The sequence below is a fragment of the Nocardia sp. NPDC051463 genome (assembly GCF_040681975.1).
Lineage (GTDB): Bacteria > Actinomycetota > Actinomycetes > Mycobacteriales > Mycobacteriaceae > Nocardia.
Map to the genome: position 1 here is coordinate 1 of NZ_JBFBAB010000059.1, position 9,114 is coordinate 9,114.

The 9,114-nt window shown below is 64.8% G+C and carries 8 protein-coding genes and 2 pseudogenes; 5 read left to right on the forward strand and 5 right to left on the reverse strand.

The window, feature by feature from the left end:
* Positions 1 to 252: 252 nt before the first annotated feature.
* Both AB0M74_RS35010 and AB0M74_RS35015 read left to right on the forward strand, forming a co-directional pair.
* Positions 253 to 585 carry an STAS domain-containing protein gene (locus AB0M74_RS35010; protein ID WP_366530601.1) on the forward strand — a complete coding sequence of 111 codons (333 nt, stop codon included), beginning with the start codon at positions 253 to 255 and terminating at the stop codon, positions 583 to 585.
* 523 nt (positions 586 to 1,108) lie between these two features.
* Positions 1,109 to 1,714, forward strand: coding sequence for a hypothetical protein (locus tag AB0M74_RS35015; RefSeq protein ID WP_366530602.1), 606 nt, complete (start codon positions 1,109 to 1,111; stop codon positions 1,712 to 1,714).
* 229 nt (positions 1,715 to 1,943) lie between these two features.
* Here AB0M74_RS35015 and AB0M74_RS35020 read toward each other — a convergent pair.
* From AB0M74_RS35020 to AB0M74_RS35040, 5 genes and pseudogenes are all read right to left on the reverse strand, one after another.
* A pseudogene (locus tag AB0M74_RS35020) lies at positions 1,944 to 2,095 on the reverse strand (VOC family protein); the annotation flags it as partial.
* A 779-nt stretch (positions 2,096 to 2,874) separates the two neighbouring features.
* Complete coding sequence (locus AB0M74_RS35025) at positions 2,875 to 4,368, reverse strand: molybdopterin-dependent oxidoreductase (RefSeq protein WP_366530603.1); 1,494 nt, start codon at positions 4,366 to 4,368, stop codon at positions 2,875 to 2,877.
* Positions 4,365 to 5,123 (reverse strand): anti-sigma factor, encoded by a 759-nt coding sequence (locus tag AB0M74_RS35030; protein ID WP_366530604.1) that lies wholly within the window; start codon positions 5,121 to 5,123, stop codon positions 4,365 to 4,367. Before AB0M74_RS35030 ends, AB0M74_RS35025 begins: the two co-directional genes overlap by 4 nt.
* Positions 5,120 to 5,785, reverse strand: a complete 666-nt coding sequence (gene sigK, locus AB0M74_RS35035) for an ECF RNA polymerase sigma factor SigK (RefSeq protein ID WP_366530605.1) — start codon at positions 5,783 to 5,785, stop codon at positions 5,120 to 5,122. The genes AB0M74_RS35030 and sigK overlap by 4 nt, the downstream gene beginning before the upstream one ends.
* Before the next feature lie 49 nt (positions 5,786 to 5,834).
* A complete protein-coding gene (locus AB0M74_RS35040) occupies positions 5,835 to 6,479 on the reverse strand; it encodes a fasciclin domain-containing protein (protein WP_366530606.1) in 645 nt (214 codons plus the stop codon).
* Between the two features lie 559 nt (positions 6,480 to 7,038).
* Here AB0M74_RS35040 and AB0M74_RS35045 point away from each other — a divergent pair.
* From AB0M74_RS35045 to AB0M74_RS35055, 3 genes and pseudogenes are all read left to right on the forward strand, one after another.
* Positions 7,039 to 8,046 carry an alpha/beta hydrolase family protein gene (locus AB0M74_RS35045; RefSeq protein ID WP_366530607.1) on the forward strand — a complete coding sequence of 336 codons (1,008 nt, stop codon included), beginning with the start codon at positions 7,039 to 7,041 and terminating at the stop codon, positions 8,044 to 8,046.
* Positions 8,047 to 8,308: 262 nt separating this feature from the next.
* A pseudogene (locus AB0M74_RS35050) lies at positions 8,309 to 8,500 on the forward strand (cold shock domain-containing protein); the annotation flags it as partial.
* A gap of 307 nt (positions 8,501 to 8,807) precedes the next feature.
* Positions 8,808 to 9,104: an endonuclease domain-containing protein gene (locus AB0M74_RS35055; protein WP_366530608.1), complete on the forward strand. Its 297-nt coding sequence runs from the start codon at positions 8,808 to 8,810 to the stop codon at positions 9,102 to 9,104.
* Positions 9,105 to 9,114: the final 10 nt, after the last annotated feature.

Here is a 9,114-nt window from a genome sequence, read left to right on the forward strand (position 1 = left end):
AAAACGCTCGACTGGGATACCCCAGCCGAGCGCCTGCGTGATCTACTCACCGCCTAACACCAGGCAGTGTTGCGACGACCCCTTGAAACCGCCCCCGGCGTCCCGGGCCGCTGGTCAGGTGCTACTTACCCGCGGGTGCGATCAGACCTGTCGGAGGGTTCCTGCGCGGCTACGTCGGGGCGATGCTGCGGTCGAATTGCGCCACATGACTGATCTTGATAGATAGGGTGGCCGTCTGGGCCGCTACGACTTATGGGTATTCGGCCGACCCGGATCGGTATTGCGCCTGACCGCCGACCCCTGGCCGACGACATCGTCGTGCACGTCGCCGGGGACATCGATCTATTCACCGCAGGTCAATTCGACGCCGGACTACTGCAAGCCGAGGGGCTGACCGTCGAGGGCGGGCGGCTGCTGCTGGACCTGCGTGAGGTCGAATTCCTCGGCGTCGCAGGACTTCACGTGCTCGACCTCGCCTACCGGCGCTGCGCCCGCCGTCATGTCGGACTGTTGTTGCTGGCTGCCCGCAAAGCCATCACCCGCCCGATCACCTTGGCAGGGCTGCACCACTGCCTAAACCGCTAACCCCACACCAACCTTTCATCGACCTTGCCCCTCGGCCGGCGAGTTCGGTGACGACCGGACCGCTTAACTCATGCGACCAGTATGTTCTGACGCGCTAGGGTTGGCGACTGCGTGACAGACATAGGGCGACCCACGCCGTGGAAATGTCTGCTCTCGGCCGTCACGAACATCGGTGGATAGGTCGGCAACACTGGGCGCCCCGGCCCAGGTCACGGTCGCGTTCAGCGAGCTCGCTGCCTCCGTGTCGCGCATGGTCTGCGCTTCGCTTGCACGGCTGAGGATCTGGGATAGCAGGCACTTGGTGAAACCTCGGCGGTGTCCCACACCGGCGTCATGTGCGTGAGCTACCAACACTCCGGCCTGACCGCGGCGGTCGCCGACAAGAACTGTCCCTGCGTCACTACCTCGACTAACCTTTCCTGAACCCAGAACCGGTGGAATGATCGCGTCGGCAGCTGTCGGTGTCCTTGGAGTGGGCGTGTCTGTCGCTGTCCCGGGGGTTCGGACTGCGAGCATGTTGCCCATGTCCAGGCCGAACGAGAAGACGACCGCACGTTGGCGCGCCAGACAGTTCCGACGCGACGACGCACACCGGAGCACGCCGAAGCGGGAGGCAGAGTTCGTCACGGCGATGCAAGCCGAGATCTGGCACCGCCGATACCCACCGGCGTCGGTGATGCAGGCTCTGGGCACGGCATGCGGCCACCCGGTGCCCGGGCCGGACATGCGGGTGTTCGCCGGGTTGGACATCATGCTGCGGGTGCGCGGCTGGAAGTTCATCGGGGAATGCTCCGGCCCGGAAGTGCTCACCTTCAGCTACGCGCCTTCCGATGCCGGCCAGGACTATATGGACAGCGGGTTGGAACCCGTCACGACGATCGTTGCCACCCTGGATCGCTCGCTGTCGAACGACACCGTTGAGGACTGCGAGGTCGAGGTCCTTCTCGTTGGCGCCCCGCACGGCGAGGGCCGCCTCACCGGCCTGGCTGCTCTCACACCGCATCTGCGTGTGATCGAGGCACACCGGCCAGGTGACCCGATCCCGGTCCCGTTCCCCATCGGCCGCGCTCGGACAGTGCAGCGCGGGAAGTGGGCTGGGACAGGCAGGCTCGCAGGAAGCGCGGTGTAGGCCCGGTCTCGCCGGCACAAGGCGAACGCTGACCGCCGTCACGTCCTATTCGCCGGCCCTCAACACCAATTCCAGCGGGCGACAGTTAGCTGGAGCGTGTCTGAAATGCTCGGGTCCAGGCGATCATGGCGTTTTGGGGCGACAGCTTGCGTGGTGGGTGATGGTGCAGTGGGCAGACTTGCGACCTCGACGAGGTCTAGCAATACACCCTGGATAGGTCGGTCGGCCGTCAGCTCTTCTTCAGCTCCTCGGCGAGCATCACGATGATGTCGCTGGGACCGTGGACGTAGATTAGCTTGTAGACGTCCTCATAGGTCGCCACGCCACGAAGGGACGGCAGCCGTGCCTCGCGGCTATCTCGAGGGCCTTGTCGATGTCATCTGGCCCTGGCACCGCACGTGCACGGACTCGATCCGCTGCTCTGTCTCGCCGACGGCGACGGCGCCGCCCGACCACGTCGTCGCCGCAGCCGCGCCGACTGCTCATCACCCTGCTATGCCCCTATCTGAACGTCTGGGCGCGTGAGGCTCGATCACCTGGCCCGACCACTCGTAGGATGCGACTTGGTCCGCTCCGCACCAACCCGACGGGCCACCTAGTCGTTCGCGGCTTCAGTGATCTTGGATCGGCCGCGAGGAGATCGCCCGACGCGAGCCCGGCGGCCGCCAGGACGCACGCCGAGTTTGCTCCGATGCCCCAGCCCGAGGGGTGCGATGGAATTCGACGGCGCGAGCTCACTCGCTATCCGCAGCACCCCCAGCCTGTCGGCAATCTATTTTCGCGCTTGCGGCGGCTGCCGACGAAGGAGATGGGGACACCCCCCGCCCACATGCTGAACTCACTGCTTGAGCGAGAACGTACCGGCATTTAGCCATGTTGCCGCTCAATGTGGTCAAGCCCGGGCTGAGCGATGTTGATGCGCGTGTCCCCGACCCGCGGTGCGATAAATGGTGGTCAGGATTGTGGCGGGTGAAGTCCAGGAGGTAGCAGGGTCTGCGCGTCGAGGCGTGCAGTCGCGAGTTGCTCGCTGGATCTCGGTTGCAGCGCACCGCCGATACGTATTGATCTGCGGGCACCTTCTGGCTCGTCAACGAACCACTGGCGAGCTCCTACTACCGGTCACCCATCGGCAAGGCGTGCCCCACTGCCGGACGGGCCGGTCAGCGGACGTTGACGACGCGACTGTGCCAACCGGTGCTGCCGTTTGGGAACGGTGGGGTGCGACTGTCGGTTTGGGTTTGCCCGCCGCGGTCGGTGGCACGTACCCGCAATGTATGCATGCCGGGTTCGGCATCCCACTGCCAGCTCCACTGCCGCCAGGTGTCGGTCGAGTACTCAGCGGCGAGGGTGGCCTGGCGCCACGGCTGGTCATCGACTTGTACCTCGACAGCGTCGATACCGCGCTGTTGGCACCACGCGACACCTGCGACGGTGACAGCGCCAGCGGTGAGGGTTGCGAAGGATGTGGGCACGTCGATCCGGGAGGCGGACTTGATGGGAGCCTGTGCGCCCCAACCACGTTCGGTCCAGTAGGCCTGCGCCGAATCGAACCTGGTCAACTCCAGATCGATAACCCATTTGGTCGCCGAAACGTACCCGTAGAGTCCTGGCACGATCATTCGGGCCGGATAGCCGTGCTCGATCGGCAGCGGCGCACCATTCATACCGACCGCGAGCAGCGCGTCGCGGCCGTCGGTCACCGCGGCGACCGGCGTGCCCGCGGTGAATCCGTCGACACTGCGTGACAGCAGCATATCCGCGCTGGGGTTCACCCCCGCCTCCGCGAGTAGGTCGGCCAGCCGATAGCCGGTCCACAGCGCGGTGCCCGCCAATTCGCCGCCGACTTCGTTCGAGACACAGGTCATGGTGATCAGTCGTGAGACCGCTGGGCGACGGCGCAGGTCGTCGAAGTCGAACTCGACCGGGCGATTGACCATCCCGTGGATACGCAGCCGCCAATCGCCGCTGGTGAGGGTCGGAAGTTGCAGTGCGGTATCGACGCGGTAGAAGCGATCGTTCGCGGTGACGAAATCGGTGACGCCCTGGACTCGGACCCCGGGTGGGGTGGCCGGTGCGACATCGACAGGTCGCGGGACGACGAATCGCGACCGGTCCGCGGTGACATCACGTCGCCGTGCGCCGATCCATTGCCCCGCCACCGCCGCTCCGAGGGCCGCCGCTCCAGCACCTGCCGTGAGTGTGAGAAAACGACGCCGTGACACGGTGCCCTCGGTTTCGCCGTGCGGGGTTTCGCCGATCAACAAGCGCAGCGCTGCTACCCCGGCAACCACGCCGACGATGGTCGGCAACACGAACCACGGTGTGGCCGTCGGCCTTTCCCATGCCGCGAAACCGACTACGCCGCCGAGCAATACGAGAAGCACGACCCCGATCGGGCGGCGATAGCGCTCCACCAGACCGACAACCGCAGCGCCGAGGACCATCACCAGCCCCATCGACACGAATAGGGCGACCTTGTCGTTACTGCCGAATCGCCTGATAGCGGCATCTTTCATCGCGTGCGGGGTGTGGTCGACCACCCAGGCGCCCATGGCATAGAAGGGCGAGGCCGCCGGATCTATGAACGCCGCAACACAATGGCCGACACCGAGCACCGTGGCTGCCGCCACGATGCCCACGACCGCGTATTTCATTGCGCCAGTTCGAGAACGACGATCGGAGTGGTGGTCGGCTGTGCCGAACCGCCTGCCGGTTCCACAGTCATGGCCAAGGCGTCGACCGGATCGAAGCGTGTCACCAGAACTGTGCCCTGTGCGGAGGACCGATCCACCACCGCGGCAGAACGCGGGGGCTGTCCCGCCGGTGGCACCAGCCAGAGCTGATAGTCGCGATCGGACGGCAGTTCGGGCACGCCATCGAAAGACACCGCCGCCGCGGACAACCGGGCCGACGAATGCACCCGCAGTGTGCCGCCGCCCGCGACCGGAGTCGATCGAATCGTCACATCCGGCTGTTGGTCGATCAGCTGAGCGGTGACGGCATCCGGCTCGTTACTCGAGACCCGATTCACCAGCACCACACCACCCACCACCATCGCGATGATCAGCACGACAGCGGCGGCCAGCAGATCAGGCCGCCACATCCTTCCACGACGCAACCGGCGCACACCCGAGTGTTTCGGGGTGTCGGCGACGTCATTCATTATGTCCAGCGCCCGTAGTACCTTGTGCTCGAGCGTTACGGGAGGCTTCAGCACATCGCCCACGGTCATCGATGCGAGCAGTTCGCGAATGCCGCGCACCTCGGCGGCGAACTCGGCTGCGGTGGCTCGATCCACCCGACCCAGTAGCCGTTCGATATCGCTGCGTTCGGTCTCGGTGACGGCGTCCATTGCGTAGGGATAGGCAAGGTCGCGCAGATCCGGATCTGGTTGATCGGTACCGATCATCGAGTGTCACCTCCTGTCAGGCAGTTCTCTAGACGTTTGAGTCCGTTGCGGATCCGGGTTTTGACGGTCGGGAGCGGAACCTCGAGATGTTCGGCGACCTCGCTGTAGGTCCGTCCGCTGTAGTAGGCCAACGCCACCGCCTCACGCTGAATCGATGTCAGCGTGTCCAGGCAGTCCAGGACGGCCACTTCGTCGAGGTGTTGACCGACCTCCTCGGCAACGACATCATGATCGCGCCCCAGCTGGGCGTGGCCGTAGACGACATCGCGATCGGCGGCTGCGGTCTCCCGCCGCACCCGGTCCACCGCCCGTCGATGGGTCAGCGTCATCAGCCAACCGATCGGGCTGGACAGAGTGTGGTCATACCGTTTCGCCGACAACCACACCTGCAGATACACCTCTTGGGTGACCTCCTCGGCCAGGGCATGGCCGCGCAAAATCCGCACGGCCAAGCCGAAAACCCGATGGCTTGTCGCCCGATAGAACTCGACGAAGGCATCCCGATTCCCGTCGGCTACCTCGGCGAGCAGGTCGACGAGTCGACGCGTGTGCTGCCGATCGTCACGGTTGGCGGGCGCCGGGCAGGTCTGCCACGGCGAGTTCTCCACGTATCCCGTACCGCGGCGAAGGCGAATGACGTTGGAATCCGGATCAACGGTCATACTCGACTCCTGATGGTTGGGTGCCATACCGAGCAAGAGGTCACTCGCGTTACGCAGCGGGTGGCATCAGGACGGTGTCGATCATGTATACTGTCGCGTTCGCGGTCTTGACTCCACCGCAGATGACCGATGCGGCGCCGACCTTGATGGTGTCACCGGAGCGAGTGGATGTGACATCCGAACCTTCCACGGTCTTGTGGCTTCCCGCGATCCGATCAGGCGCAATCCGGCCGGGCACCACGTGGTAGGTAAGGATCTTCGTCAGCGTCGCGGAATCGGTCTTCAACGCCTCGATCGCGGCCGGGTCGATCTTCGCGAACGCCGAATCGACCGGTGCGAACACCGTGAACTGTCCGCCGTTCAACGTATCGACCAGATTCACCTGCGGGTTGAGCTGACCGGATACCGCAGCCACCAACGTAGTCAACAGCGGATTGTGTGATGCCGCCGTCGCGACCGGATCCTGGGCCATCCCGCTCACCGAACCCGCGCCGGAAGGTACCTGCTTCGCATACTCCGCGCACCCCGGTCCCACCAGATCGGCTGCCGCACCCATCGCCGAAGTCGAGGCCGCTGCCGAAGTCGAGATCGCCGCGCCGGCAGATTCGGACTTGTCATCCGAACAGGCAGTCGCGCCCACCATCGCGGCGCCCAGCACCAAAGCTGCTGCCAGTGCCCGCTGCTTCACCATCATTGTCGAAAACCGCTTCCGTCGAGGCGACCCCGTATGGGCCGCGCTGGATGAACGCACGGGATTCGCCTTGCCCGCCGGGCCGGATTGCTCGGTTCGCCAACAAATCTTCGGTCGGTCGGCGGCAACTCCCACCTTGCCGGCCGAGGATCGGCCCAGGGAGCGTTCAATCTCCGCGAGCCGCCGATCCGGGTCGACGTGCCTCTGCACCAGTCTCCGGCGGTTGCTTCCGTCGGCGGGGACGGCTCCGGCTATGGATCCGTTCGGGGTGGGTGGGGGTTCCGAGTCGAACGGTCGAGCCCGATGTTCGCTGAGCCGAGGTGGACGTCTGTACCGCCGACAGCGCGCACCGGGCGGCGTATTCGTCCTCGGAGATGCAGATGGCCACGCTGCCATGAATTCCTCGGCGGGGCGACCAAACCGGGGACGGTGGCAGCGCGAATCTCCGGTGATGCCGTTCCAGGACGCCCGGTAACCACCGAGGCATTCTGCAGCGTCATTCCGACAGCGGTCGACAACCAGAGATGAGAGGTCCGAATTGAGAACACTGCGATTGACACGAATGGCGACGCTGCGCTGTGTGCTTGCCGCGGTGCTTGCCGCGGCTGGCCTGGTTGGTGCGGCGAGCAGCGCAACCGCGGCGCCCGGGACGGCTCGCGTTGTTTCAGCGGAGGCGGTGAACGATCGGCAGCAGAATGTCATGGTGTTCTCTCCCGCCATGGATAGGCCGATCTTGGTGCAGGTCATCCGCGCTGCGGACGCGGCGAAGCCACGGCCCACGATGTATTTGCTGAACGGCTCTGGAGGCGGGCCGAATCAGAGCGGGTGGGATGCGCAGACCGATGTTGTGAGTTTCCTGCGCAGCAAAGATGTCAACGTCGTGACCCCGTTCGGTGGCAGCAACTCCTACTACACCGACTGGGTACGCGACGACGCCGTCCTGGGCCACAACAAGTGGCAAACCTTCCTCAACGAGGAGTTGCCGCCGGTCATCGAGGAGTTCTTGGGAGCCAACGGAAACCGTACGCTGGTGGGCGTGTCGATGAGTGGCACTTCGGTACTGAACCTGGCGATCGCGAAGCCCGGTTTCTGGACGAGTGTGGCGTCCTACAGCGGTTGCGCGCAGACATCGGACCCCATTGGGCAGGAGTTCGTCCGGCTCACGGTGGAGAACTGGGGCGGTGGGCAAAGTGTCGAGAACATGTGGGGCCCGCGCAACGGACCGTTGTGGCGCGCCAACGATCCGCTGGTCAACGCGGATCGGCTGCGCGGGACCGCTATCTATTTGAGTTCAGGCAGCGGCATTCCGGCGGCGCCGCATGACACTCCGACCGATCCGCGGGTGCAGGATGGTCGGATTCCGCTGCCAGTACAGATCGTGTTCGGCGGGCCGATCGAAGCAGCTATCCACTTCTGCACACTGAACCTGACCAACCGGCTGCGCGAACTGAATATCCCAGTGACGCTGGACGATCGGCCGGTCGGCACCCATTCGTGGGGTTACTGGGAGGACGACCTGAAACGCTCCTGGCCATTCCTGGCTCAGTCGGTCGGAAGCCAGGTCAACTGAGGGTGGCGGGTTCAGGGACAGCGCTTGGTCCAGAGCGGTTGAGGTCGCGAGCGAGATTGGGCACGGTCGTATTCAGGTGGGCGCTGGCCACTTCGGATCGCCGGTTGTGGCGCTCACGCTGACCGACCAGCGGTAGTGATTCCCACCGGTGCACTGCCTAGTCATGGCAGCGATTCGCGGCGGCGGGCTGTGCGAACGCCTCCACGCAGGTGACCTCCCTGGTCGCCCCACGTAGTCGATATCCACACTTCAGGAGTGTTCAATGCAGGGAACGGTAAAATGGTTCGATACCATCAAGCGCTTCGGCTTCATCAGTGCTGCCGACGGCAGCGCTGATCTGCTCGTCGAAAGCGAGCAGATAGTCGATCGCTTCCGCAATTTCATCAGCGAAGGCTGTCAGGTCGATTTCGAGGTTGTCGTGAGCACGAAGGGCCCGCAGGCGCATAGCGTGCGACCCACCCCGATGCGCTTCCAAGCACCGCAGGCAATCGTGGCGCACAGCTCACGCTCCGCGTAGGGGTTGCGGGTCTGGTGTGGGCATGCGTTGTCCGGGTGGCGTTTGCTGAACCAGCATCACCGACAACCGTCCCCGGTGCGGACCGCACTGTGCACTGCCCGAGTCGCCCCCGGTGAATGCTGCCTTGCCTGCTGGCGATCGCGCGTTGGACACCCATGTTCCTGGTCAAAGGTCGTCGCGTTCGCCGACCTCCTAAACCTTTTGGACATGTGCGTTCATCACACGAGCTCTCTCCGCAACGGGCGTGCAGCGAGACGACAGTCGCGCCGTCCACTGGTGCGAGACATTCGCCAGCACCCCCGCCCGACGACCCGAGCCTGACCACGTCGACCACGACCACGCCACCGGCCTTGTCCGTGGACTGCTCTGCATTTCGTGCAATACCGTGCGCGAGCCGTCCGGCACCACCGCTGGCGACGACGTTGTCCTTGCCTATAAGGCGAATCCCCCGCACTGTGAACCGTCACGGGTTGGGGGCCGCTTCTTCCTAGTGGAAGATGGTTCCCATCATGACGAAGCGTTACCCGCCCGAGGTTCGTGAGAAGGCCGTT